General features: G+C 66.1%; 24 protein-coding genes and 1 tRNA gene. 14 read left to right on the top strand and 11 right to left on the bottom strand.

All coding sequences use genetic code 11. The features are described 5' to 3' along the window. Positions 1-18: 18 nt before the first annotated feature. The 4 genes from QM590_RS05595 to QM590_RS05610 all read right to left on the bottom strand — a co-directional run bounded on the left by QM590_RS05595 (position 19) and on the right by QM590_RS05610 (position 3,117). A complete protein-coding gene (locus tag QM590_RS05595) occupies positions 19-792 on the bottom strand; it encodes an SCO1664 family protein (protein ID WP_269594231.1) in 774 nt (257 codons plus the stop codon). A 35-nt stretch (positions 793-827) separates the two neighbouring features. Next, a complete protein-coding gene (locus QM590_RS05600) occupies positions 828-1,418 on the bottom strand; it encodes a DUF3090 domain-containing protein (protein ID WP_269594121.1) in 591 nt (196 codons plus the stop codon). 135 nt (positions 1,419-1,553) lie between these two features. After that, entirely contained in the window at positions 1,554-2,261 is a 708-nt protein-coding gene (locus tag QM590_RS05605) for a histidine phosphatase family protein (RefSeq protein ID WP_149405798.1), read from the bottom strand. A gap of 25 nt (positions 2,262-2,286) precedes the next feature. Beyond that, entirely contained in the window at positions 2,287-3,117 is an 831-nt protein-coding gene (locus tag QM590_RS05610; RefSeq protein WP_411741295.1) for an undecaprenyl-diphosphate phosphatase, read from the bottom strand. 211 nt (positions 3,118-3,328) lie between these two features. Between QM590_RS05610 and QM590_RS05615 the strand changes: the two genes are divergently transcribed. The 4 genes from QM590_RS05615 to QM590_RS05630 are packed head-to-tail and all read left to right on the top strand — an operon-like array spanning position 3,329 to position 7,213. Then, positions 3,329-4,261, top strand: a complete 933-nt coding sequence (locus QM590_RS05615; protein ID WP_094641830.1) for an aldo/keto reductase — start codon at positions 3,329-3,331, stop codon at positions 4,259-4,261. Positions 4,262-4,296: 35 nt separating this feature from the next. Continuing rightward, the gene (locus QM590_RS05620) at positions 4,297-5,304 is read left to right on the top strand and encodes a heme/hemin ABC transporter substrate-binding protein (protein WP_269594123.1); all 1,008 of its coding nucleotides are present in this window, start codon (positions 4,297-4,299) and stop codon (positions 5,302-5,304) included. Then, a complete protein-coding gene (locus QM590_RS05625; protein WP_411741283.1) occupies positions 5,301-6,368 on the top strand; it encodes a FecCD family ABC transporter permease in 1,068 nt (355 codons plus the stop codon). Before QM590_RS05620 ends, QM590_RS05625 begins: the two co-directional genes overlap by 4 nt. Then, positions 6,359-7,213, top strand: coding sequence for a heme ABC transporter ATP-binding protein (locus QM590_RS05630; protein WP_411741294.1), 855 nt, complete (start codon positions 6,359-6,361; stop codon positions 7,211-7,213). Before QM590_RS05625 ends, QM590_RS05630 begins: the two co-directional genes overlap by 10 nt. On the opposite strand, the gene QM590_RS05635 is transcribed toward QM590_RS05630, so the two are convergent. Continuing rightward, positions 7,188-7,553 (bottom strand): hypothetical protein, encoded by a 366-nt coding sequence (locus QM590_RS05635; RefSeq protein WP_149405801.1) that lies wholly within the window; start codon positions 7,551-7,553, stop codon positions 7,188-7,190. The genes QM590_RS05630 and QM590_RS05635 overlap by 26 nt on opposite strands. Positions 7,554-7,713: 160 nt before the next feature. Here QM590_RS05635 and QM590_RS05640 point away from each other — a divergent pair, with 160 nt between their 5' ends. The 3 genes from QM590_RS05640 (at position 7,714) to QM590_RS05650 (ending at position 10,224) form a co-directional block, all read left to right on the top strand. Next, entirely contained in the window at positions 7,714-8,739 is a 1,026-nt protein-coding gene (locus tag QM590_RS05640; protein ID WP_269594125.1) for a YncE family protein, read from the top strand. 58 nt (positions 8,740-8,797) lie between these two features. Beyond that, positions 8,798-9,058: a DUF5703 family protein gene (locus QM590_RS05645; protein ID WP_269594126.1), complete on the top strand. Its 261-nt coding sequence runs from the start codon at positions 8,798-8,800 to the stop codon at positions 9,056-9,058. A 95-nt stretch (positions 9,059-9,153) separates the two neighbouring features. Beyond that, positions 9,154-10,224, top strand: coding sequence for a quinone-dependent dihydroorotate dehydrogenase (locus QM590_RS05650; RefSeq protein ID WP_269594233.1), 1,071 nt, complete (start codon positions 9,154-9,156; stop codon positions 10,222-10,224). Between the two features lie 45 nt (positions 10,225-10,269). Here the strand turns inward: QM590_RS05650 and QM590_RS05655 are convergent, their stop codons facing one another. Next, entirely contained in the window at positions 10,270-10,797 is a 528-nt protein-coding gene (locus tag QM590_RS05655; RefSeq protein WP_068050809.1) for a YbhB/YbcL family Raf kinase inhibitor-like protein, read from the bottom strand. A 16-nt stretch (positions 10,798-10,813) separates the two neighbouring features. Further along, positions 10,814-12,145, bottom strand: a complete 1,332-nt coding sequence (locus tag QM590_RS05660; protein WP_269594234.1) for a M20/M25/M40 family metallo-hydrolase — start codon at positions 12,143-12,145, stop codon at positions 10,814-10,816. A 204-nt stretch (positions 12,146-12,349) separates the two neighbouring features. On the opposite strand from QM590_RS05660, the gene QM590_RS05665 reads away from it, so the two are divergent. The 4 genes from QM590_RS05665 (at position 12,350) to QM590_RS05680 (ending at position 16,945) form a co-directional block, all read left to right on the top strand. After that, positions 12,350-12,435, top strand: a tRNA-Leu gene (locus tag QM590_RS05665). A 146-nt stretch (positions 12,436-12,581) separates the two neighbouring features. Beyond that, the gene (locus tag QM590_RS05670; protein ID WP_149405804.1) at positions 12,582-14,042 is read left to right on the top strand and encodes an SDR family NAD(P)-dependent oxidoreductase; all 1,461 of its coding nucleotides are present in this window, start codon (positions 12,582-12,584) and stop codon (positions 14,040-14,042) included. Between the two features lie 105 nt (positions 14,043-14,147). Next, positions 14,148-15,644, top strand: coding sequence for a glutamate-cysteine ligase family protein (locus QM590_RS05675; protein ID WP_068050811.1), 1,497 nt, complete (start codon positions 14,148-14,150; stop codon positions 15,642-15,644). 44 nt (positions 15,645-15,688) lie between these two features. Further along, the gene (locus tag QM590_RS05680; protein ID WP_094641840.1) at positions 15,689-16,945 is read left to right on the top strand and encodes a saccharopine dehydrogenase family protein; all 1,257 of its coding nucleotides are present in this window, start codon (positions 15,689-15,691) and stop codon (positions 16,943-16,945) included. 11 nt (positions 16,946-16,956) lie between these two features. On the opposite strand, the gene proP is transcribed toward QM590_RS05680, so the two are convergent. Further along, positions 16,957-18,462, bottom strand: coding sequence for a glycine betaine/L-proline transporter ProP (gene proP / locus QM590_RS05685; protein ID WP_411741282.1), 1,506 nt, complete (start codon positions 18,460-18,462; stop codon positions 16,957-16,959). A gap of 191 nt (positions 18,463-18,653) precedes the next feature. On the opposite strand from proP, the gene QM590_RS05690 reads away from it, so the two are divergent. Then, positions 18,654-19,124: an OsmC family protein gene (locus QM590_RS05690; protein ID WP_094641844.1), complete on the top strand. Its 471-nt coding sequence runs from the start codon at positions 18,654-18,656 to the stop codon at positions 19,122-19,124. Beyond that, positions 19,121-20,197, top strand: a complete 1,077-nt coding sequence (locus QM590_RS05695) for a nucleoside hydrolase (RefSeq protein ID WP_269594128.1) — start codon at positions 19,121-19,123, stop codon at positions 20,195-20,197. Before QM590_RS05690 ends, QM590_RS05695 begins: the two co-directional genes overlap by 4 nt. Here the strand turns inward: QM590_RS05695 and meaB are convergent. The 3 genes from meaB to mutA are packed head-to-tail and all read right to left on the bottom strand — an operon-like array spanning position 20,174 to position 25,381. Next, entirely contained in the window at positions 20,174-21,208 is a 1,035-nt protein-coding gene (gene meaB, locus QM590_RS05700; RefSeq protein ID WP_269594129.1) for a methylmalonyl Co-A mutase-associated GTPase MeaB, read from the bottom strand. The genes QM590_RS05695 and meaB overlap by 24 nt on opposite strands. Positions 21,209-21,210: 2 nt before the next feature. Next, complete coding sequence (gene scpA / locus QM590_RS05705) at positions 21,211-23,496, bottom strand: methylmalonyl-CoA mutase (RefSeq protein ID WP_149405809.1); 2,286 nt, start codon at positions 23,494-23,496, stop codon at positions 21,211-21,213. A 1-nt stretch (position 23,497) separates the two neighbouring features. After that, positions 23,498-25,381, bottom strand: coding sequence for a methylmalonyl-CoA mutase small subunit (mutA, locus tag QM590_RS05710; RefSeq protein ID WP_269594130.1), 1,884 nt, complete (start codon positions 25,379-25,381; stop codon positions 23,498-23,500). A gap of 170 nt (positions 25,382-25,551) precedes the next feature. Between mutA and QM590_RS05715 the strand changes: the two genes are divergently transcribed. Further along, positions 25,552-26,268 carry a TVP38/TMEM64 family protein gene (locus QM590_RS05715; RefSeq protein ID WP_269594131.1) on the top strand — a complete coding sequence of 239 codons (717 nt, stop codon included), beginning with the start codon at positions 25,552-25,554 and terminating at the stop codon, positions 26,266-26,268. Positions 26,269-26,295: the final 27 nt, after the last annotated feature.

Raw genomic sequence — 26,295 nt, forward strand, 5'->3', positions numbered from 1 at the left:
GAGCCTATCCGAGCCCGATCAGAAGGCGGGCCAGGGTATGGGTCTGCTCGAGCGCGGCTCCGGCATGACCGGCCGCGCGATCAGCGCCTGCGCCCGATCGAGAACCGCGACCGTTTCGGTCAGGGTGATCTTGTCGACCAATCGTGGTGCGATGACCGCGTCGAACGTCTCGACGAACCGCACGACGTCGGTCATCAACGCGTCGTCCACCGCCTGGCCTGCCCACCCCCACAGCACCGTGCGCAGCTTGTTCTCGGCGTGCAGGCAGATACCGTGGTCGACTCCGTACACGTAGCCGTCCAGACCTTCGAGGGCGTGCCCGCCCTTGCGATCGGCGTTGTTGAGGATCACGTCGAGAACCGCCATCCGCTGCAGTCGCGGATCGTCGGCGTGGATCAGCGCGATTTCCTCGCCCTCGCCGTCGTACGCCTGCAGTACCGGAATCCATCCCGCCGGTACGAGATCGGGACGGCAGATATCGACGAGGTCGACGCGTCCCTCGGCGTGATCGTCGGGCGTGTCGATCCACTTCTGCACCATGCCGGGACCGAACGGCCCGTCGCGCAGAACCGTCGGCGGGATGACTCCCCAACCGAGGGCCTCGGAGATTTCGTAGGACGCCACTTCGCGGCCCGCGAGAGTGCCGTCCGGAAAATCCCACAGCGGAACCTCCCCGCGAACGGGTTTGTACACGCACCGCACGGCCGAGTCGCCCTCGCCCGCCTCGCACACCAGCGTGGCGTTGCTGGCCGACACCACCCGACCGACGATCGTCAGGTCGCCGGTCTCCATGGTTTCGCGGCCCTCGAACGGCGGCAGTTCGACGGTCAAGACTCGTCGACCTCGGTCACCGGTCCGAACGTCGCACCGCGGCGGTAGCCGTTGGTTCTGATGCAGACGTGTCCCTCGGGGGCCAAAGGCTGTCCGCACAGCGGGCACGGCGCACGGCCGGCCGCGATGACGCGCTCGGACCGCACCGCGAACTCGCGGGCCTGCACCGGAGTGAGGAACACCCGGACGGCATCCGGGCCCTCGTCGGTGTCGTCGAGAACGACCGATTCGTCCACCTCGACTTCGCTGACGGCGAGAAGTTCCACCACGACGGCGTTGGCGTCGGCATCCCAGCCGAGTCCCATCGTTCCGACGCGGAATTCTGTGTCGATCGGAGTCAGCAGCGGACTGGTGTCGACCGAATCGGTCTCCTCGGCCGGAACGTCGGCTCCGAACCGGCGGTGCACTTCTTCGAGTAGCAGCCCCATCCTGTCTGCGAGTACCTGGACCTGCTGCTTCTCCAGCGCGACCGACACCACGCGGGCGTCGTGCACCGCCTGGAGGAAGAACGTTCGGTCGCCCGGTTCCCCAACGGTCCCGGCAACGAAACGATCAGGGGTGCGAAAAACGTGTATGGCGCGCGGCATTGCACCTCCTAACGACTCGAACAGCTCCGCGAAGTGATTCTCGGAACTTTCATTATCGGCCACGGATCGACCGTGGACGGTATTGCTTGCCCTCCAGCCTGCCACCGATAGGGGTGTCAGCGCCGAAAGGGCGCTCTAGCTGCCTGCCCCACCACCGACGACCGCGTCGGAAGAGTCCGCATCGACCGATTCCGGCGTGGCGGGCTCCTCGGCCTTCGGCACGAACGCACTCAGATCGGACCCGGTGTCGTTGGTCCGTAGTACGAACGGCCGCGTCGAGGTGTAGCGGACGACACTGATCGAGGCCGGGTCGGCGACTATCCGCTGGAAGGAATCGAGGTGGGCCCCCATGGCGTCCGAGAGCACCGACTTGATGACGTCGCCGTGCGAGCACGCCACCCACAGCACGTCGCGGCCGTGCTGCGCGGCCAACCGGGCGTCATGTTCACGCACGGCCTGCACCGCGCGTTGCTGCACTGTCGCCAAGCCCTCGCCCTCCGGGAACACCGCAGCCGACGGGTGCTGCTGCACCACCTTCCACAGCGGTTCGGCCAGCAACTCCTTGATCGTCCGGCCGGTCCACTGTCCGTAGTCGACCTCGACCAACCGGTCCTCGACCACCGGCGAGAGCCCGAGCTTTGCCGCCAACGGCTCCACCGTCTGCTCGCACCGCAGTAACGGCGAGCGCACGATCTCGGCCACGGGAAGCTCGCCGAGACGATCCGCCACCGCCTGCGCCTGCTCACGCCCCCGATCATCGAGCTCGACTCCCGCGCTCCGACCCGCGAGCGTGCCTGCGGTGTTCGACGTCGAGCGGCCGTGCCGAAGCAAGATGACTGTCATTGCATCGAGCCTAATTAGGGTGAACCTACGTTGCCGACACGACCCCGCCGGCCAGCAGCCCGAGCACGACGACACCCAGCACGATGCGGTATCCGACGAACCAGTACAGCGAGTGGTTCGCGACGAACTTCAACAACCAGGCGATCGAGGCGTAGCCGAGACCGAAGGCGACGATCGTGGCGACCAGCAGCTGCGGGCCCGACGCGGCCAGCCCCGTGCCGACCGGCTCGAAGGCGTCGGGCAGCGAGAAGAGACCGGAGGCGGTGACCGCCGGGATGGCGAGCAGGAACGAGAAGCGCACAGCCGCTTCTCGTTCGAGTCCGAGAAACAGGCCTGCGCTGGTCGTCGCCCCGGAACGGGACACTCCGGGGATCAACGCGAGGCACTGCGCCAGACCCATGACGATGCCGTCGCGGGTGGTCAGCTTCTCGATGGGACGTTCCTTGCGGCCGACCTTCTCCGCGATCGCGATGACGACGGCGAACGCGATCAACATGAACGCGATGAGGTAGAGGTTCCGGGCACCGGTTCGGATCTGATCCTTGAACAGCAGGCCGAGAACGCCGATGGGGATGGTGGCGATGATCACGTACCACCCCATTCGGTAGTCGAGTCCGCGTTCGTCCTTCTGCTTCAGTCCGACGAACCAGGCCTTGACGATTCTGACGATGTCGCGCCAGAAGAACAGCAGCACAGCGGCTTCGGTGCCGAGCTGGGTCACGGCGGTGAAGGACGCGCCCGCGTCCTCGTTCCAGAACACGCTGGACACGATGCGCAGGTGCCCGGACGAAGAGATCGGCAGGAATTCGGTGATGCCCTGCACCGCACCGAGGATGATCGCCTGCAGCCACGTCATGTCGATCATGCGGGGCTACCTTCCGAGATCGGTGTCGATGGACTGTCCACTGTCGATGCGCGGCCGCCGGCCTGCCCCCTGAATTCGCGATTCACGGGCACGACCGTACCCGGCGCGGCACGTACGCACCGAGCGGCGCGGCGCACTACTGTGCACTGGCGGCAGTGCAGTTCGACACCGACGATCACACGTAAAAGGACATTCGGCACATATGAAGCAGAGATCGGTCGGCACCAGCGGACTTCGAGTCTCGAGACTCGGCCTCGGCACCCTCGGATGGGGTAGCGGAACCGACGGTGACGACGCCGCAGCACAGTTGTCGGCGTTCGCCGAGGCCGGCGGCACGCTCGTCGACACGTCTCCGGCGTACGGCGACGGACGGGCACAACGAGTACTCGCCGAGTTGCTCGACGACGTCGTCCCGCGGCACGAATTGGTGATCAGCAGCGCAGCGGGCCTGAGTTCACGCTACGGCCGCTATCACGTGGATTGCTCGCGGCGCGGACTGCTCGGCCAACTCGACGCCACGCTGCGCGAACTGGGAACCGACTACCTGGACCTGTGGCAGGTCGCGACCTGGGACCCGATGACTCCGGTCGACGAGGTCGCCGCAACGCTCGACTACGCCGTGACCAGCGGACGGGTTCGCTATACCGGAGCCCGCGGATACCTCGGCTGGCAACTGGCGACGGCAGCGGGCGCAGCCGGTACCGGGCGCATCGTGGCCACTCAGGCCGAGTACTCACTGCTCGCGCGCGGAATCGAGGACGAACTGGTTCCCGCCGCGCACCACCACGGCATCGGCATCCTCGCGGCGGTACCCCTGGCAGGCGGCGTCCTGACGGGCAAGTACCGCAGCGGAGTACCCGCGGACTCCCGCGGGGCCGACGAGCTGCACGCCGAGGCCGTGCACGCGTACCTGACCGATTCCGCCGTGGGCGTCGTCGACGCGGCCGTCACCGCTGCAGACGGTCTGGCCACCTCTCCCCTGGTGGTCGCACTCGCGTGGGCGCGGGACCGACCGGGAGTGAGCAGCGCGATCGTGGGAGCGCGGGACCTCGCACAATTGATGGGCGCACTGATGGCCGAGGAACTCGAGCTGCCGCCAGCGATCGCGTCGGCTCTGGACGACGTCAGCGCCTGATCACGCACAAACATCGGACAGGCTAACCTTCCGTGGTGACCGTCAACCGTCTCGCCGCCGTGCTCCTCGTCGCCGGAGTCCTGGTCGCCTGCTCGGCGAACACCCCCGGCACCGCATCCTCGGACTCCGTCGGCCCCCGCACCGCCGTCGTCGACGATCCCAATCCGGAACCCGTCGTCGACGATCCGGCGGAGGTGCTTCCCGTGACCGTGACCGGATTCGACGGCGTCCCCGTCACGGTGACGGACAACAGCCGCATCGTCGCCGCCGACCAGTACGGCACGCTGGCCGAGACCGTCTTCGCGCTCGGACTCGGCGACAACCTCGTCGGGCGTGACACCTCGGCTGCATTCCCCGCGGCCGAGAACGTGCCCGACGTCACCCCGACCGGCCATTCGCTGAGCGCCGAGGGAATTCTGGCGCTGTCGCCGACCGTCGTACTGACCGATACCAGCATCGGTCCACGTGCCGTGCAGGATCAGATCCGAGCCGCGGGCATTCCGCTCGTGTACTTCGATCCCACGCGCACTCTGGCCGGCGTCGCCCCTCAGATCGAGGCCGTCGCAGCTGCCCTGGGTGTGCCCGACGCCGGTGCCGCACTCGCCGAACGAACGCACACCGAGATCTCGGCAGCGGAGAACGCCGCACCCGAGTCCTCGGAACCGCCGAAGATCGCGTTTCTGTACATGCGCGGCCCGGCGATCAAGATGCTCGCCGGACCCGGCTCGGGAGCGGATGCACTGATCGAGGCTCTCGGTGCAAGGGACGCCGGTGTCGAATCGGGTCTGACCGAACAATTCGTGCCGGTCACCAGCGAGGCGTTGATCGCCGCGGCACCCGACGTCATTCTGATGATGACCAAGGGCCTGGAATCGATCGGCGGAATCGAGGGGCTCGAGCAGATCCCCGGAATCGCGCAGACCCCGGCAGGCCGAGATCGCCGCGTGGTGGACATGGACGACGGCACCATCCTCAGTTTCGGCCCGAACACGGGAAAGGTGTTGGGCGCACTGTCGAAGGCCGTGTACGACCCGGCGTCATGACCGACCGCGCACTCGCCGAAACGCGCACGGGCCGAGGGCGGGTCCTTGCAACATTCGGAGCCATGGTCGCGGCACTGGTGTGTCTGGCCCTGATCTCGGCCGTCGTGGGGCAGGTGCCGACGACACCGCTGGAAGTGTTGGGCAGCCTCGCGCATCGGGTGGGACTCGACATCGGCCCGATGCCCGCACACCCCAGCGGCGAGGTGACGTTGTGGCAGGTTCGATTCCCGCGCCTGACTCTGGCGATCGTCGTCGGCGCGTGTCTGGGGTGCGCGGGTGCGCTGCTGCAGGGGGTGTTCGCGAATCCGTTGGCCGAGCCGGGTGTCGTCGGGGTCTCCTCGGGCGCTGCCGTCGGTGCCAGCTCGGTCATCGTGCTCGGCGGCAGCTTCGCCGGAGTCTGGAGTGTGGCGTTCGCAGCATTCGTCGGCGGGCTCGTCACCACGATCGCCGTGTATTTCCTGGCCCGCAACGCAGGACGCACCGAGGTGGTGACGCTCATCCTCACCGGCGTTGCAGTCAATGCATTCGCCGGCGGTGCCATCGCGTTCTTCACGTTCGTCGCCAGTCCCGCAGCCCGCGATCAGATCGTGTTCTGGCAACTGGGGTCACTCGCGGGCGCGACCTGGCAGTCGGTGGCCGTGGTCGGCCCGCTCGCACTGCTCGGAATCGGAGCTTCCCTGGCGATCGCGCGCCGACTCGACCTGCTTGCGCTCGGAGAGAACGTCGCACGCCATCTGGGAGTAAACGTCGAACGCCTCAGACAGTTCGCCATCGTCGTCGTCGCCCTGCTGGTCGCGTCCGGCGTCGCCTTCACCGGAATCATTCTGTTCGTGGGGCTGGTGGTTCCGCACGCCATGCGGATGGTGCTCGGTCCCGCCCATCGACTCCTGATCCCGGCCAGCGCCCTCGCCGGCTCCGTCGTGCTGCTCGCTGCCGATCTCGTCACCCGCACCCTCGTCGCGAACGTCGATCTGCCGCTCGGCATGGTGACGTCACTGGCGGGTGCGCCGTTCTTCTTCTGGCTGCTCCGCCGTACCCGTGCTCGCCAGGGCGGCTGGGCGTGACGAAGCGAATCGGCACGGCACGCAACGACATCCCGGTCATCCCCGAACAGGGTTCGAAGACCCTCGTCGCCCGCGGAGTCTCCGCACGGCGCGGGAACGCGACGGTGTTGTCCGACGTCCACCTCGACGTGGTCGCCGGCGAGATACTGGCGCTGGTGGGCCCCAACGGCGCGGGCAAATCGACGCTGCTGTCGGTCATGGCGGGAGACACCGAGCCCAGCGCCGGGTCGGTTCTGTTGGACGAGAAACCGCTGAACCGCCTCCGCACGGTCGACGTGGCCAGGCGTCGTGCGGTGCTGCCTCAGCAACACAGCGTCGGGTTCGCGTTCACGGCCGGACAGATCGTTCGAATGGGTCGAGCCCCCTGGGTCGGTACGTCGGCTGCGCGCAACGACGACGACCGCGTCGCCGCAGCCATGTCCGCATGCGACGTAGCGGACTTCTCTGATCGACCGTTCGCGTCGCTCTCCGGTGGCGAGCAGGCCAGAGTTGCGCTGGCCCGCGTCATAGCCCAGGACACCGCGACGATCATGCTGGACGAGCCCACTGCCGCACTCGACCTGGGACATCAGGAGTCGGTCATGGCCGTGGTGCGCTCGCTCGCTGCCGCCGGCCGTGCCGTCGTTGTCGTGCTGCACGATCTCGGCCTCGCGGCGGCATACGCCGACCGCGTCGCGATCCTGGACTCGGGTGAACTGGTCGCAACCGGTCCGCCGCGGGAGGTGCTCACCGCCGAGCGACTGGCCCGGGTCTACCGACATCCCGTCGACGTGTTCGACCATCCCGTGACGGGCGAACAACTGGTGGTTCCCCACCGTGTCAGAAACCCTCCAGCACGGAATTGACTCGGTTGAAGAAGGCTCGAACAGCGGTGGTGTCTCGCTGTGACGCATCGGACAGCTGCTGCGCATGGGCGACCGCGTCACGCACCACACCGACGATGCTGCGCTCGTCCGTCAGATCGACCTCGGTGACCGAATGCTCGGCAACCGCCTCGACCTCGGACCGATCCGGTACCGGAGATTGCACATCGGCGCGGTATATCTCCACGTACAGGGTGCTTCGATGCACACGAAACGCGAACGCCCGACCGTCATCGGTGCGTCCGAAGCCGTTCGGGTGCGTTCCCGCGTTCACTTCCTCGACGACGAAGTGTGTTTCCTCGGTTCCCACGTCCACTCCCATGTCGTGTACTCACCTCGCCCGATCACGCTACCGCCTGTTCGGGCGAGACCGAACGACAACCGATCCGGCGCGGTCGATTTCGCCGAGGTCGCTGCACGCTGGTACAGATGTGGCAACGCCTCCACAGGCAGCGTCTTCTCGAGGAAGTAGGTTCGGCCTCATGCGAACACCGTCGGCTCGGTCCGTTCGAGCGGCAGTCGCGTCCGCGCTCGCCGTCGTCACAGTCCTGTCGGTCGGCGGGTGTTCCAGCGACGACGAGAACGCCGACGACATCTCCGTCGACCCCCGACCGCCGGCCGAGTCCCCCGAAGCCACTGTCACCCCCGCCGGAACCGTCAGCGCATTCGCGCCCGTGGACGCCCTCACGTTCGACCCCGTCACCCGCACCCTCGTGGCGCTGACCGACGCATCGACAACCGTGACCCTGGCCCGCGACGGAGCCGCAGCGCAGACCCAGGTGGTCGATCTGGGCGCCACGGGAGCAGCACTCGTCGCCGGACGGGACTCGACAGTGCTGGTGCCCATGGACGGTTCCGTCGCGAGGATCTCCGTGGTGGACGGACAGCGGACTGCCCTGCCTGTCGACGGCGACGCGCTGTCCGCAGCAGACCTACCCGACGGCACGACGGCTGTCGGGGACGACACCGGCGCGGTCCGTGTACTCGACACGAACGGTGACGTCACCACCACGGTCTCCGGCGGCAGTGTGACCTCTGCCGATGCTCTGGCCAGTACACCGAACGGGGTCTCGGTTCTCGACCGTCGCCAGACGTCGGTGACCGACCTGAATCTGGACGACGGCACCCTCGGAGTGGCCTTGCGCGCAGGCGAAGGTGCCGCGGAGATGACCAGCGACGAGTTCGGCCGCTTGCTGGTCACCGATTCGACGGGGACCGAGTTGCTCGTCTTCACCTCGCACGATCTGCTGATGCGGCAACGCTTTCCGGTCGGGTCGCAGCCGTGGGCGATCGCCTACGATGAGCAGTCCGGTGTCGTGTGGGTGACGCTTCCCGCGTCCAACGAGGTGGTCGGGTACACACTCGATACCGGAATTCCGGTCGAGGCCGGGCGGTTGGCCACTGTGCGGCAGCCGAATTCGGTTGCTGTCGACGCCGACACCGGCGACCTGTACGTGGGATCGGCTACCGGTGACGGACTGCAGCGCATCCCTGCTGCCGGTCGTTGACCCGCGTGGACGCGGGAGTGGAGCCTGCAGGAACGAACCGTACGTACGGAGGAGGCATATGAACGCGCATGACAATTCGGCACCGGGGCGCGCGAAGATGCCCGTCGGATGGGAAGTGTCTGCGTCCGACGATTGGGAGTACGTGCCGTTGCGGCTGCCGCCGGATGTGACCCGGGTGACGGCCTCGATGCGGCTGGCGATTCAGGCGGAGTTCGGCGGCTGGGAACTGTCGCGGGTTCGGCTGTACACCGATGGCAGCAGGCGTGTGTTGCTCAAACGCAAGAAGACCGCGCATCACATCCCCGAGCCCGGAATCTGAGCCCGTCGCAGTACTGTTCGACCGCACGATCGTTGACACCACCGCATGAGTTCGACCGAGCCAGATCGACCGGAGAGAAGACCGTGGGAGACCGCCTGTACCGAGTTCTGTTGCGCCTGATGTTCCTCGTGCCACCGGAGAGGATCCATCACCTGGCGTTTCGGGTGCTCCGCGTCGTCGCCGTCGTGCCGCCGCTCCGCTACCTGGCCGAGAAGGCGTTCGTGGTCGACGATCCACGACTGCGCTCGACGGTGTTCGGCGTCGACTTCCCGGCTCCGCTCGGCCTCGCGGCCGGCTTCGACAAGAATGCCGACGGAATCGACGCGTGGGGGCCGATCGGATTCGGTTTCGCCGAGATCGGCACCGTGACAGCGCAGAGCCAGCCGGGCAATCCGACGCCGCGGCTGTTCCGATTGCCTCAGGACCGCGCCATCGTCAACCGCATGGGCTTCAACAACCACGGTGCCGAGCACGCCGCCCAGCGTGTCCGCGCCAGGCGCACGGGTATCCCGATCGGTGCCAACATCGGCAAGACCAAGATCGTGGAGCCGGTGGATGCCGCCGCGGACTACACGGCCAGCGCCCGGCTTCTGGGCCCGTTGGCGGACTTCGTGGTCGTCAACGTCAGCTCCCCCAACACCCCTGGGTTACGTGACCTTCAGGCCGTCGAATCGCTGCGGCCGATCCTCGAGGCGGTTCAGTCCGTGGTGACGGTGCCGGTATTGGTCAAGATCGCCCCGGACCTGTCCGACGAGGACATCGACGCCGTGGCCGATCTGGCCGTCGAGCTCGGTCTCGACGGGATCGTGGCCACCAACACGACGATCTCCCGCACCGGGCTGCGCACCGACGCCGACGTGGTCGCCGCAGCAGGAGCAGGTGGCCTGTCCGGTGCTCCGCTGGCAGACCGCTCGCTCGAGGTGCTGCGACGTCTGTACCGCAGAGTGGGCACCCGGCTGACGCTCATTTCCGTCGGCGGAATCGAGACCGAGGCACAGGCGTGGGAACGCATCACCGCGGGCGCGTCACTGGTCCAGGGTTACACCGGGTTCATCTACGGCGGCCCGCTGTGGATCAAGAACATTCACCGGGGACTGGCTACTCGGCTCGAGGAACATGGCTTCGCCACGATCACCGATGCGGTGGGCTCGGCGAACAAGCCCTGAACCGTCGGGTGTCGGAACCGGTGTTTCGACACCCGACGATCGAGCTCAGGCCTCGTAGATGCCGGTGAGGACCGCACGACCGATGGCGTGCGAGAACAGATTGAAGCCGAGGTAGGCCGGGGTGGCCGTCTCGTCCACTTCGAGCCGTTCGACGTCCACCGCGTGAACCACGATGAAGTACCGGTGCGGGCCGTGGCCTGCGGGCGGAGCAGCACCGATGTAGCGGAACAGACCGGCGTCGTTCTTGAGCGTCACCGCGGTGCTGGGCACCCCGGTCCCGCCGTCGTCGCCCGCGCCCGACACCAGCGATGTCGTCTCGACGGGGATGTTCGCCACTGCCCAGTGCCAGAAGCCGGATGCCGTCGGCGCGTCGGGGTCGTAGACGGTGACGGCGAAGCTCTTGGTGCCCTCGGGGAATCCGGACCAGGACAGCTGCGGAGAGTTGTCGTGCCCACCGGCTCCCATGATTCCACTGACCTGCTGAGCGGCCAATGTCTGGCCGTCCTCGACGTCCTCGGACGTCAACTCGAAGGATGGTAGGTCCGGAAGCGAGTCGTATGGGTTGTACGCCACGATGGTTCCTTTCGTATCAGCTGTGCAGCAAGAAGTGTTCGAGTACCTGTGTACCGAACTCCAACGATTCCACGGGTACTCGTTCGTCGATGCCGTGAAACAACGCCGCGAAATCCAGTTCCGGTGGCAACTTCAGCGGAGCGAAGCCGAAGCAGCGAATACCGATGCGCGCGAACGCTTTTGCGTCGGTTCCGCCGGACAGCATGTAGGGAACTGTTCGACCGTTCGGGTCGTGTGCCATGACTGCGTCGTTCATCGCGTCGACGAGATCGCCGTCGAACGTGGTCTCGTACGGTTCGAGTTTCGTGATCCATTCGCGTTCGACGTTCGGGCCGATCAACTCGTCGACCTCCTTCTCGAAGGCCGCCTGCCGCCCCGGCAGCACTCGGCAGTCCACCACTGCCGTAGCCGTCTGCGGAATCACGTTCGCCTTGTAGCCGGCCGAGAGCATCGTCGGGTTCGCGGTGTCGCGAAGGGTCGCTCCGACGATGCGGGCGATGCTGCCGAGTTTGAGCAGGGTGCCGTCGATGTCCGGTGACGTCGGGTCGAAATCGAGACCCGATTCCTCCGAGACCGCCTGCAGAAACTGCGAGACCGATTCGGTGAGCACCAGCGGAAACGTGTGATTGCCCAGTTTGGCCACTGCCTCGGCGAGGTACGTCACGGCGTTGTCGTCGTGCAGGAAGGATCCGTGTCCGGCGCGGGCCTTGGCCGTCAGCCGCATCCAGGCCAGGCTCTTCTCCGCCGTCTCGACCATGTAGAGCCGCTTCTCGGTGCCGTCCGGACGGGCGACGGTGAGCGAGAACCCGCCGACCTCACCGACCGCCTCGGTGACGCCCTCGAACAGATCGGGTCGGTTGTCGACCAACCAGTGCGATCCGTACTTGCCGCCCGCCTCCTCGTCCGCCAGGAACGCGAACAGGATGTCGCGGGGTGGGACGGTCCCGTTGGACTTGAACTGGCGGGCCAGCGCGAGAGCCATGCCGACCATGTCCTTCATGTCCACCGCGCCTCGGCCCCACACGTAACCGTCCTCGACGGCCCCGGAGAACGGATGCACGCTCCAGTCGGCGGGTTCGGCCGGTACGACATCCAGGTGTCCGTGGACCAGCAGCGCGCCGCGAGAGGAGTCCGCTCCGCGCAGCCACGCGAACACGTTGCCTCGACCCGGGGCACCGGACTCGACGTACTCCGTCTCGTAGCCCACCTCCTCGAGCTTGCTCGCCACCCACTCGGCGCATTCCTTCTCGCCGACGGTCGTGTCGAGCTCCCCCGTGTTCGAGGTATCGAACCGGATGAGGGAACTGACGAGATCCACGACTTCGTCGAGGGCAACGGTGGCGTCGATATCGGGTGTTTTTCCGGGATTGCTCACATCGTTGGGCACACGTCGTTCCTACCACCAGAATCCGCTCCGGGCACCATGAGAAACGGCCTCGAGCATGAACTGACGTGGGGATTTGGGTTATCGGGAACCCGTCGGATAATCTTACGCAGCACACAGCGGCCGGCTGTGAAAGCAACAAAAGAATATGCGGCAGAGGTCGCACTTGTCCGAGTGGCGGAATGGCAGACGCGCTAGCTTGAGGTGCTAGTGTCCTATTAACGGACGTGGGGGTTCAAGTCCCCCCTCGGACACCGTCTGAAAGATGTAGTCAGACAAAGATTTTCACAGATCTGAGTTGAGACAGACGAAACTGACCCTGATTCTTCGGAATCGGGGTCTTTTTCGTTCTGCACTCGCTTTCGTTCGGCTCGAAGGGGCCGATGCTAGGAGACCGACGATGGACGCGATCGACCCGACCGATCTCGAGACGTGCCTGCGCGTGCTGAAGCAGGCCGCAGAGCTGGACAAGAACCATCCGGATTCGATCGCTGTGCAGCGCGCGTCCGGTGCCATGTTCAAAGATCTCAAGCGCGCTCGACGCGTCGCGGCGCGCAATGCCGTCAATGCCGCCGACCGTGCCGTCGTCGCTGCAACCGCAACCGGATCCCCGGACCGAATCGACGACGAGACCGCAGGACTGTCCCTGACCTCCCGCGCCGAGGGAGACATCGCAGGCACGTTGATCAAGGCTCGTCCCTGCTACATCTGCAAGCAGCGCTACACCCACGTCGACTCGTTCTATCACCAGCTGTGCCCGGAGTGCGCGACGCTCAATCGAGGCAAGCGCAACGCTCGAACCGATCTGTCCGGCCGGCGGGCGTTGCTGACCGGTGGTCGGGCGAAGATCGGGATGTACATCGCACTTCGACTGCTGCGCGACGGTGCACACACCACGATCACCACTCGCTTTCCCAACGACGCCGTGCGTCGCTTCGCCGCGATGGACGACAGTGACCAGTGGCTGCACCGTCTGCGCGTCGTCGGCATCGATCTTCGCGATCCGGCTCAGGTTGTGGCGCTTGCCGATTCGGTCGCGGCCGAGGGACCTCTGGACATTCTGATCAACAACGCCGCACAGACCGTCAAACGCTCCCCCGGCTCCTACAGCGCACTGGCCGATGCGGAGGCCGAACCATTGCCCGCAGCCCTGACCGAGGGCGCAGGACCGGAGCGGATCACGTTCGGCAAGACCAGTGATGCGCACCCCGCGTCACTGGCGAGCTCGTTGCCCGCCACCGCGATCGGCGGCCGATCGACTGCTGCCCTGAGCGCGGACGACGTGGCCTCGCTCGCCATGGTCGCCGGCTCGGTCACGGCCGAGAGGATCGAGAGCGGACTCGCCATCGATGCCGGCGGCCTGGTACCCGATCTCGCCGAGACCAACAGCTGGATCCACACCGTCGAGCAGGTCGACCCGGTGGAACTGCTCGAGGTGCAGCTCTGCAATTCCGTCGCACCCTTCATCCTGGTCTCGCGGCTACGCACCGCGATGGAGGCCTCGGACGCGCGGCGCAAGTACGTGGTGAACGTCTCGGCCATGGAAGGCCAGTTCGGCCGCGCGTACAAGGGGCCGGGCCATCCCCACACCAACATGGCCAAGGCCGCGCTGAACATGCTGACGCGCACCAGCGCGAAGGAGATGCTCGAGAGCGGAATCCTGATGACGGCCGTCGACACCGGCTGGATCACCGACGAACGGCCACACCCCACCAAGATGCGGCTCGCCGACGAAGGTTTCCACGCTCCACTCGACCTGGTCGACGGTGCCGCCCGGGTGTACGACCCGATCGTGCAGGGCGAACTCGGAGTCGATCTGTACGGCTCGTTCCTCAAGGACTACCAGCCGTCACCCTGGTGATTTTCGCGTGCGTGCCCCTCGGTGAACGTGGGCTGCGATACTCGTAAGCCGAAGTCGTTGCGCGCGAGCGAACGGCCCTTCTTCACGCACCGATAGGCGGGCACCATGGGCGAGGACGTCGAGCGCCGTAAGTTCACCAGGCAGGACAGGCACGAGTTTCGCCAGAAGGTGCAGGACTGTCTCGATGCCCTGGCGATCATGTTGGCCGATGAGACCTTCCACGTCGGTGAACCGCAGATCGGCATGGAGATCGAGCTCAATCTCGTCGACGACGACATGGAACCGTCGATGGCCAACGCGGCGGTGCTCGACGCCATCGCCGATCCCGACTATCAAACCGAGCTCGGCCAGTTCAACATCGAGATCAACGTCGACCCTCGGCCACTGCGCGGTGCCTCGATCGCCGAGTTGGAGACCGACCTGCGCAGATCGCTGAATGCAGCGGACGAACGCGCCCGCACCTCGGGTAGTCGGCTCGCCATGATCGGCATGCTCCCGACTCTGGACGAGGAGCACTTCGAGCACCGGTGGCTCTCGGCGAATCCGCGCTACGACCTGCTCAATCAGCAGATCTTCGCCGCTCGGGGCGAGGACATCGAACTGAAGATCGGCGGAGTTCGACTGCCCGGTGCCGCTGCCGCCGAGGATCTCGACATCGTGACCGACACGATCCTGCCCGAGGCGGCCTGCACGTCGGTTCAGCTGCACCTGCAGGTGGCTCCGGACGAGTTCGCGTCGTATTGGAATGCAGCGCAAGCCCTTTCGGGTGTACAGGTGGCGCTCGCCGCCAACTCGCCGTTCTTCGCCGGACGCGCGCTGTGGCACGAGACTCGCATTCCGCTGTTCGAGCAGGCCACCGACACCAGGCCGCAGGAGCTCAAGAATCAGGGTGTCCGACCGCGGGTGTGGTTCGGCGAACGATGGATCACCTCGATCTTCGATCTGTTCGAGGAGAATTCACGCTACTTCCCTGCGTTGCTGCCGGTCTGCAGCGAGGAGGATCCCAAGGCTGCGCTGGCCGAGGGCAAGACACCGTCGCTGTCCGAACTGCGCATGCACAACGGAACCGTCTACCGGTGGAACCGGCCGATCTACGACCGGTCCGGCGACGGCCATCACATCAGGCTGGAGAATCGCGTTCTGCCGGCCGGACCGTCGGTGGTCGACACTCTCGCCGACGCGGCGTTCTACTACGGAACCGTCCGCGCGCTGGCCGATGCCGACCGCCCGCTGTGGTCGCAGATGTCGTTCGACGCCGCCGAGGAGAACGTGCACTCCGCGGCCCGCGGCGGGTTCGATTCGATGCTCTACTGGCCCGAGGTGGGCTGGGTGAGTCCGCAGGAACTGGTGTTGCGTCGGCTGCTGCCCCTGGCCGACGCCGGATTGGCCGCCTACGGCGTGGACGCGGCGGTCCGCGACCGCTATCTGGGGGTGATCGAGGCGCGGTGCCTGGCCAAGCAGTCCGGCTCGGTGTGGCAGCGCAACGCCGTCGTCGCCCGCGAAAGCGCCGGTGAGAAGCGCGATAGAGCGCTTGCGGGAATGCTCGGTGATTACGTCACCCTCATGAATGCCGGAGAACCCGTGCACACCTGGACGAACTGACGGCGCGTCGACTCGCCGGGGTGACCCGCGTTAGTGTCGCTGGTATGAATTCGCCTGCATCCGACTCCCCCGATCGCACTCACGACATCGTCGTCTACGGCGTCACCGGCTTCGTCGGGAAATTGACGGCGAAGTACCTCGCCGAGCATGCACCGGCAGACACCCGCATCGCCCTCGCCGGGCGCTCTACGGCGAGGGTGGAGGCCGCCAGGAAAGAACTGGGCTCCAGGGCTCAGCAGTGGTCCGTTCTCGAGGCCGACGCAACCGACCTCGCATCGCTCGAGGCCATGGCCCGATCGACCCGAGTCGTCATCACCACGGTCGGTCCCTACGCCAAGTACGGCTTGGAATTGGCAACGGCGTGCGCCGAGGCCGGGACGGATTACGTCGACCTCACCGGCGAGGTCCTGTTCGCTCGCGAGAGCATCGATACCAACCACGAAATCGCTCAGCGCACCGGGGCCCGCATCGTTCACTCGTGCGGCTTCGATTCCATCCCGTCCGACATCGGCGTACACGCGCTGTACGAGGCCGTTACCGCGGACAACGCCGGTGAGCTGACCGACACGACCCTGGTGGTCACGTCGATGTCCGGCGGGGTCAGCGGCGGCACCATCGACTCGCTGCGCGGGCAGATCGAGGCGATGAAGAAGGACAAGCGAGCCCGACGCATCGCCGCGCGGCCGTACTCCCTCAGTCCCGACCGGGGCCTCGAGCCGCAACTCGGCCGTCAGCTCGACACCGTGCTGATCGACGGCAAGAAGATCGACCCGAGCCTGCGTGGTTGGAAAGCCCCGTTCGTGATGGCCTCGTACAACACGCGAGTCGTCCGGCGCACCAATGCACTTCGCGACTGGGCCTACGGAAAGCAGTTCCGCTACAGCGAGGTGATGAGCGTTGGCTCGTCGTTCGCCAGCCCCGTCCTCGCCGGTGCTCTGTCTGCCGGGCTGTTCGTCGGCGTGTCCGCGATGACTGTGCTTCCGGCCAAGGTGCTCGACCGCATTCTGCCCAAGCCGGGCACCGGCCCCAGTGAAAAAGCCCGTGAGAAGGGACATTTCACGGTCGACCTGTACACCCTCACCACGTCGGGGGCTCGCTACCGGGCTCGCGTCAAAGCGTCGGGAGACCCCGGCTACAAGGCCACCGCGGTCATGCTGGCGGAGTCGGCACTCGCACTCGTGTACGGCGGCGACGCCTTACCGAAGGCCTCAGGAGTTCTCACTCCCGCCACCGCGATCGGTGACGTCCTCGTCGATCGTCTCAATGCTGCCGGAATGGAGATCTGGGCCAAGCGGAACTGATCGACCGCGAACTACGACCGCGGGGAGGCCGAGGACAGCTCGGAGTAGAGCTCCTCGGCCTCCGCGGTCGAGTCGACCTGTGGCGGTGAGCCTTCCAACGGTTGGGTGGCGGACTCGCGCAGAAACCCGACCGCGACGAGGCCGATAACACCGCTCACGACGAGGTAGTACGCAGGGATCATCGGGCTACCCGTTGCGCTGACCAACGCAGAGGTGACCAGTGGCGTCGTACCACCGAAGATCGACACCGACAGATTGAACCCGATCGACAGCGCGCCGTAGCGAATTCGGGTGGGAAACAGGGCCGGTAGCGTCGACGCGCTCGGCGCCGCGAAACACGCCAGCACGAGACCGAGCAACAGGCACGCGATCAGCGGGCCGATCCACCCGCTCTCGCGGAGCAGCAGGAAGCAGGGCACGGCGAGAACGATCTGCCCGACAGCACCGAACACGAACACCGGTTTGCGGCCGATTCGATCGGTCAGCCTGCCGACACCCACGATGACGCTCACCACGACGACCATCGCCGACAGGACGAGCAAATCGGCGCTGAGCTGACTGCGGCCGACGATCTCGGTGAAGTACGTGGGTAGATACGACGTGACCATGTAGTTGGTCACGTTGTACAGCAACACGATTCCCATGCAGATCAACAGAGCCCGCCAATGGTCGGTGAAGATCTTCCCGATCGATCTCCGACCGCTCTCCTGCGCCTTGACCTTGCTGTCGTGTTCGTCGAGTTGTTTGCGGAACGCAGGGGTGTCTTCCAGCTTCAGCCGCAGGTACAGCCCGATCAGACCCATCGGTCCTGCGACGAAGAACGGTATGCGCCAGCCCCATTCGACCATCGTGGCGTCGCCCAACACCGCGTTGAGGATCGTCACCAGGCCGGAGCCCATGGCATAACCGACGAAAGTGCCGAAGTCGAGCCAACTACCGAGAAAACCACGACGCTTGTCCGGGGAGTACTCGGCGATGAACGTCGTGGCACCGCCGTACTCGCCGCCGGTGGAGAACCCTTGGACCAGCCGCGCGACGAGTAGGAGAATCGGTGCCCAGATCCCGATGGTCGCGTAACTGGGGATGAGTCCGACGGCCAGCGTGCCGATCGCCATCATGATCATCGTCGCGGCGAGTACCTTCTGCCGCCCGATTCGGTCCCCCAGTGGTCCGAAGAACAAGCCTCCGAGTGGACGGACGACGAACGCTGCCGCGAACGTGGCGAACGTCGAGATGAGCTGCACTGCGGGCGTGGCGTCGGGGTAGAACACCTTGCCCAACGTCGCGGCCAGGTAGCCGTACACACCGAAGTCGAACCACTCCATCGTGTTGCCGAGAGCAGCGGCCGACACCGCGCGCTTGAGCATCGGCTGATCCACGACGGTGATGCTCTTCTGCGAGAGCGCCGGCTTCCTCCGCATTCGGTTCGTGAACGCGTCGCGTCGAAGAAGCTGGACGTGTCGATGTCCCCACCGCGTGTGCTGCGGGGTTGTCTCAGGCTCTCGGGCTACGGTCATTCCAGCAACGTTAGCCAGACAAACGATGTGATTTCAAACGACCGAACTCGGTCTACCGATGTTCCTCCAGGTGAACGGCAGGACGTCGAATGTGCCACACCACGTTGACAATTGGAGCAATTCGGCCAATCCGGACAGAGACCGTCGCGGGGCAACGACACCGATCGACGCACAGCTGGCAGGATGGACCCGTGCCGAACCACAACTACGGACTCACCGTGAGCTGGACGGGCAACCGCGGCGTCGGTACCACCGGTGCCGCCGCCTACGACCGCGATCACATCGTCTCGGCACCCGGCAAGCCCGACCTCCACGCGAGCTCCGATCCGAGCTTTCGCGGCAACCCCGAACGCTGGAATCCCGAGGAGATGCTCGTCGCCTCGCTGTCCAGTTGCCATATGCTGTGGTACCTCGGGCTCGCCGCCGCCTCGGGAGTGGTCGTCACCGACTACACCGACTCCCCCACCGGAGTGATGACCGAGCTATCCGACGGTTCGGGTCAGTTCGTCGAGGTCACCCTCGTTCCGGTCGTGACCGTCGTGGACCCGTCGATGGTGCCGCGCGCCGAGAAACTGCACGCATCGGCGTCTTCGAAGTGCTTCATCGCGCGATCGGTCAACTTCCCGGTGCGGCACACCCCGACGACGGAGGTGGCGTCGTGACCGTCCCCTTGATCGTCGACGTGGACACCGGAATCGACGATTCTCTCGCGTTGCTGTACTTGCTCGCCAGTGAGGATGCCGAGGTCCTCGGCATCGCATCCACCGCGGGCAATGTGCCGGTGAACCAGGTTGCCGCGAACAATCTCGCCTGGCTCGACCTGTGCCGCGCCGGCGATGTCGAGGTCTCGCTCGGCGCACAGGTACCCCTCGTGGCACCGCTGATGACCACCGAGGACACCCACGGCCCGCAGGGCATCGGGTACGCGGAGCTTCCGGTGTCCACGCGGCCGCTGTCCGACCGGGACGCCACCACGATGTGGATCGAGCTGGTTCGTTCGCGGCCGGGCGAGATCACCGGATTGGTCACCGGTCCGCTGACCAATCTCGCGCTGGCGATCCGTCGGGATCCCGAGCTACCTCGACTGCTGAAGCGCCTGGTGTTGATGGGCGGCGCATTTCAGCACCAGGGCAACACGACGCCGACCAGCGAGTGGAACATCGCCGTCGACCCCGAGGCCGCCTCGGAGGTGTTCGCGGCCTTCTCCGGACTACCGCCGGAACGCCATCCCATCGTCTGCGCGCTCGACATCACCGAGACCATCGAGATGACCCCCGAACACATCCGGCGTCTTGCCGAACGCGCCGGAAGCATTCCGGCCGAATCGATCTCGTCGAGCGATGCTCCGGGTGTTCGCTCGGCCGCGTCGAACCCGATCGTGCGGCACTTCTCCGACGCGGTGCGGTTCTACCTGGAATTCCATCGCGATCACGACCAGGGATTCTTGGCACACATGCACGATCCGTTTGCGGCCGCTGTCGCGCTGGACGCGGACATCGCCACCTACCGGCACGCGACCGTGGACGTCGAACTCGTCGGAACCCTCACACGGGGAACGACAGTGGCCGACTGGCGCGGGATGTGGGGTCGAGAACCGAATGCCGCGATCGCGACTCGTACGGACCCGGAGGCATTCTTCGACCGCTTGATCGAGCGTGTCGGGGATCTCGCCGCCCGACTCTACCCGGCCCCAGGGCCAGAAGACGGAGCTTCAGGAATCGAACGCGTCGAGTAGTTCCTGCGCGGCCAACGCGGCGGTCAGCGAACCGTCGCGCACCCGGGCCTCGACGTCGCCGCGAATCGCCTTGACGGAGGGATTCTGCGCCAGCCTTCGCAGCAGTTGATCGTTGACCATCGTCCACGTCCAATCGACCTGCTGCTTGCGACGCTTCTCGGCGAATTCGCCTGCGTCGCTGAGCACTTGCTGATGGCGTAGCACTGTGTCCCAGTACTCGTCGAGACCGGTGCCCTCGATGGCGCTCATCGTCAACACCGGGGGCTTCCAGATCGCGTCGTGCGGATAGATCAGCCGCAGGGCGCCCGCCAACTCCCTCGCCGCGTTCTTCGCGTCGGTCGCGTGCTTGCCGTCGGCCTTGTTGACGGCCACCAGATCGGCGAGTTCGAGAACGCCCTTCTTGATGCCCTGCAACTGATCTCCGGTGCGCGCGAGCGTCAGGAACGTGAAGCAGTCGACCATGTTCGCGACCGTCACCTCGGACTGCCCGACGCCCACCGTCTCGACCAGAATGACGTCGAAGCCTGCTGCTTCGAGGAGCACGATCGTCTCCCGCGTCGCACGTGCGACCCCGCCCAGGGTTCCCGACGTCGGAGACGGCCGAATGTACGCGTTCTCCTGCACCGCGAGACGCGACATCCGGGTCTTGTCACCCAGGATGGAGCCACCGGTCCGCGTCGACGACGGGTCGACGGCCAGCACCGCGACTCGGTGCCCCTTCTCGATCAACCGCATTCCGAGCGCGTCGATGAAGGTCGATTTGCCGACCCCCGGCACGCCGGTGATGCCGACTCGATGGGAGCCACCGGCATCGGGCAGAACCCGAAGCAGCAACTGCTGAGCCAAGTCTCGATGATCCGATCGGGTCGACTCGACCAGCGTGATGGCACGCGCCAAACCGGATCGCTCGTTCGCTCGGACAGCGTCGGCCACCGCATCGATGTCGATGATTCGGCCTCTCGGCGACGCTGCACCGGTCGAGGAACTCGTGTTGTCGTTCGGAGAACCCATGCTCAGGCGTTGGCCTCGCGTGGTGCGTGCCCGAGCGCAACGGACAGCTTCTCCACCAGGCCGATCGCTGCGTCGGCGATGACGGTGCCCGGAGGGAAGATCGCCGCGGCGCCCGCGGCGTACAGCTCGTCGAAATCGCCGGGCGGGATGACGCCACCGACGACGATCATGATGTCCTCGCGCCCGACGTCGGCCAAGGCCTGCCGCAGGGCGGGCACCAGCGTCAGGTGGCCTGCCGCCAGTGACGACACTCCGACGACGTGAACGTCGTTGTCGGCGGCCTGGCGGGCCACCTCCTCGGGGGTCTGGAACAGAGGGCCGACGTCCACGTCGAAGCCGATGTCCGCGAACGCCGTGGCGATCACCTTCTGACCGCGGTCGTGTCCGTCCTGACCCATCTTGCACACCAGGACGCGAGGCCGACGGCCCTCGTCCTCGGCGAACTGCTCGACCAGCGCGGTGGCGCGGGTGATGTTCTCGGATTTGCCTGCCTCGTCGCGGTACACACCACTGATTGTCCGGATTTCGGCCTGATGGCGCCCGTAGACCTTCTCGAGCGCGTCGGAGATCTCGCCGACGGTGGCCATCTTGCGTGCCGCGTCGATGGCGAGGGCCAGCAGATTGTTCTCCATACCCGGCTGATCCGACGCCGCAGCTCTGGTCAGGTTCGCCAGAGCGGCTTCGACCTCGGCGGTGTCCCGCTCGGCCCGCAGCCGCTCGAGCTTCTCGATCTGCTCACGTCGAACCTTGGAGTTCTCGACCTTGAGCACCTCGATGGTGTCGGGCTCGTCGGGCACGTACTTGTTGACGCCCACCAGGGGCTGACGACCGGAGTCGATGCGCGCCTGCGTGCGGGCCGCGGCCTCCTCGATGCGCAGCTTGGGGATGCCCTCGCCGATGGCCTGAGCCATGCCGCCTGCTTCCTCGACCTCGGCGATGTGTGCCCGGGCCCGATTCGCGAGCTGGTGGGTGAGCCATTCGACGTAGTGCGAGCCGCCCCACGGATCGATCGGGCGAACGGTGTTGGACTCCTGAGCGATGAGCAGCTGGGTGTTGCGGGCGATCCGCGCCGAGAAGTCCGTCGGCAGGGCGAGTGCCTCGTCGAGGGCGTTGGTGTGCAGCGACTGAGTGTGGCCCTGGGTTGCGGCCATCGCCTCCACACAGGTGCGGGCGACGTTGTTGAACACGTCCTGTGCCGTCAACGACCAACCCGACGTCTGCGAATGAGTGCGCAGCGAACGGGATTTGGCGCTCTTGGGCTCGAACTGTTGGACGAGCTCGGCCCACAGCAGACGCCCGGCCCGCAGCTTGGCGACCTCCATGAAGAAGTTCATTCCGATGGCCCAGAAGAACGACAGTCGCGGCGCGAACGTATCGATGTCCATGCCCGCATCCAGACCGGCCCGGATGTACTCGACACCGTCCGCAAGGGTGTACGCGAGTTCGAGATCGGCTGTGGCACCTGCTTCTTGGATGTGGTAGCCCGAGATGGAGATCGAGTTGTACTTGGGCATCTTCTCGCTGGTGTACGCGAAGATGTCCGAGATGATGCGCATCGACGGCTTGGGCGGATAGATGTAGGTGTTGCGCACCATGAACTCTTTGAGAATGTCGTTCTGGATGGTGCCGGCGAGCTTCTCCGGCCCGACGCCCTGCTCCTCGGCGGCCGCGACGTACAGCGCCAGGATCGGCAGCACCGCACCGTTCATGGTCATCGAGACCGAGACGCTGCCCAGGTCGATGCCGTCGAACAGCTGACGCATGTCGTAGATGGAATCGATGGCGACACCGGCCATTCCGACGTCACCCTGCACTCGCGGGTGATCGGAGTCGTAGCCGCGGTGGGTGGCCAGGTCGAACGCAACCGACAGACCCTTCTGGCCGGCCGCGAGGTTCCGACGGTAGAACGCGTTGGACTCGGCGGCGGTGGAGAAGCCCGCGTACTGACGAATCGTCCACGGCTGGTTGACGTACATCGTGGGATACGGCCCGCGAAGGAACGGCGGGGCACCCGGGTAACTGTGCAGCGGGTAGCCCTCGGCCTCGGCGGCGGCTCGATCGGCCTCGGTGAACACGGGCTTGACGTCGATGCCCTCGGGGGTGGACCACACCACCTGCTCGGGTGTGTAGAAGTTGGCCTTCGCACCCTTCTCCACGTGAGCGGCGACGTCCTCGGCCGACGGCGGCGGCGGAGTCGGCTCGTCGGGATCGACCAATGGCACCTCGGCGAAACTGCCGATGGTGTGCGAGATTCTGCGCTCGTCGGTATTCACTTCAGGCTCGCTCATCTCAGGCTCCCAGGGTGTCGAGAAGTTCGGTCAGCACGGCGACGGCGTCGACCTTCGCGGTCAGGAATCCATCGGGACGCGAGTCACCCTCGACGCCGGTGAAGATCTTCTCGGGGCCGGCGAGCAGCACCTGCGTGACGCCTGCTGCCCGCAGTGCCTCCACGGCAGTGGCGGCCTCGTCGGCGTACCTCTTGTCGGTTCCACACACCACCGCTATGTGAGTTCCGGACGCCTCCACTGCTCCGGCAACAGCCTCGACGGTCAGCGGACCCGGGTTGACGGCCTCGATCCCGCCCGACGCCAACAGATTCGACGCGAATGTCGTCCGGACGTTGTGTTCGGCAACGCTGCCCAGCGGTACCAGAAGCACGGTCGGCCGCGAATCATGCTGAGCCAAATGAGCATCCGAGCGATCCCGCAAAGCTTCGAAAGCCCTGGCGTACCTGTACACGGTTGCCGAATCCTGCGGCTCGGTCTGCTCCGGGGTCAGTGGTGCCTCGGCCAGGTTGGGAAATTCGTTGACGCCGGTCAGCGGGGTCACTCGGTGAGCGATGTCGGAATCGCGTTCGGCGCGGGTCTTCTCGATCGCGGCCACGAGCGAACCGTCGGCGACAGCGGCACGGAATCCGCCCGACGCTTCGATGGTCTGGAAGAACTCCCAGGCCTTCGCGGCGACAGCAGCGGTCAGTTCTTCGATGTACCAGGACCCGGCACCCGGATCCAGGACCCGTCCGAGATGCGCCTCTTCGAGCAGCAGCAGCTGGGTGTTCCGGGCGATGCGTGCCGCGAACGTCTTCGACACCCCGGCTGCGCCGCCGTCGAGTGCCGCATCGAACGGGAGCACGGTCACCGCATCGGCACCGCCGACTCCCGCGCCGAACGACGCCAGCGTGGTCCGCAGCATGTTCACCCACGGATCCCGCTGCGACATCATCGCCTCCGAGGTCACCGCGTGCTGAGGAGCGTCACCGGCGTCGGGGGCTCCGCAGACCTGCGCGATGCGCGCCCACAACGTGCGAGCGGCCCGGAACTTGGCGATGGTCTGGAACTGGTCGTCGGTGGCGGAGAATCGGAACTCGATCTGTCTCAGGGCATCCGAGATGCCGATACCGGCATCGGTCATGGACCGGAGGTACTCGAGGCCTGCGGCAATCGCAGCACCGAGCTCCTGCGCGTCGCCGCCTCCGAGATTGTGGAACACGGTGCCGTCGACGGTGATCGCACGAACTGTCTCGGTGCGACCGATCGATTCACGAACCAGTTCGAGTGCCTCGTCCATCTCGATCGACTCGGTTCCACCCAACGGCGCTGTGAGAGTGGCCGCGCCGAGTCGGATGTCGACTGCGGCGCGATCGTCGATATCGGCCGAGTCGAGCACCCCGAACACTGCTGCAGCTGCTGCCCGAACATCCCCGCGCGCATCGAGCGTCAGCGGTGCGAGCTCGAGAAACACTCCACCGAGAACCTCCGGGAGCGCAGTCGGATCCACACCACCGGTGCCGACCGTCAACCACAGAGCGCTGGTGCCGTTGGAGAGGGAATCGAGTATCTGCGTGTTGAGGGTCGACGCGTCGTCGGCACCGTCGCCGCGGACCGAGCCGTGGCGGGTGCACACCTTCCAGCCGGCGTTGACGTCGCGGTGGGGGTCGCGGCCCCGCAAGTAGGGAAATTGCCCCGGCAGTGGACCTTCCGGGTGCTCGTCGAACGCGGTGTACAGCGGGGACACGGTGACCCCGTCGTACGTCGTCGAATCGAGTAGATGTTCGGCGTCGGCGGGCAGATCGGCCACCTCGACCCGACGAGATTTGGCCAGGACACCGGCCACTGCCTTCTGCCAGGCCGCATGAGCGCTGCGTGCGGCATCTTCGTGCGACGCGATGGACACGTGTGCTGCTCCCTCGGTTCGGCGGGTAGTCCTGCGCCCGACTTGAAGTGATGCTAACCCCACCGCCTTGCAGGTTATCGTGAGGATCACCTCACGTTCGGTAGGACGGCTCAGCTCTCGCACTTGCCGAAACACCGAGGTGTCGTCTCGCGCCGGTACGCTGGTCTCTCGTGACCCGGCACCTGCGTGACGTTCGACTGATCGCGCTGCTGGCGGTTGTTGCCGTCTTCGCTCTCGTGGCGGTGTTCGCTCCCCATCCGAGTGTCGAACAGATTCGCGATTGGGGCGTCTCAGTCGGCCCGGCATTCCCGCTCGTGTTCTTCGGCGTGCACGCGATCGTGACCGTCGCACCCGTCCCGAGAACACTGTTCACGCTCAGCGCAGGAGTGCTGTTCGGGCCCCTTACCGGATTGGCGGTCACCATCGGCGCGTCGACGGTCAGTGCGATTCTGGCTCTGCTGTTGGTCCGCGCGATAGGTCGAGAAGCCGTGGCAGCGCGGATGTCGCACTCGGTCCTGGATTCGGTGGACGAGAGTCTGCGGCGGCGCGGATGGCTGGCCGTCGGCTCTCTGCGCCTGATAGCGCCGGTGCCGTTCTCGGTGGTGAACTACGCGTGTGGCGTGTCGGCGGTTCGGCCCGTCCCGTTCGCGCTGGCGACGGCCGTCGGGATGCTGCCGGGCACTCTCGGAATCGTCGTGATCGGCGGAGCGATCGGGGGCGAGACACATCCGGCGCTGCTGGTGCTGTCCGCGGTCTGTATCGCGATCGGCCTCAGTGGGCTGGTCGTGGATTGGCGTCTGTCGCGCGGTTCGCGACCCGAGCCCACACCCGCGGGCAGTCGACAGGCCGGGAACCTTGATTCCGACGAATCAAGCCTTGAAGCTTGACTGGGTCACATCAACGATCTAGCCTTG

The sequence above is a fragment of the Rhodococcus sp. IEGM 1372 genome, from assembly GCF_030056835.1.
GTDB lineage: Bacteria > Actinomycetota > Actinomycetes > Mycobacteriales > Mycobacteriaceae > Rhodococcoides.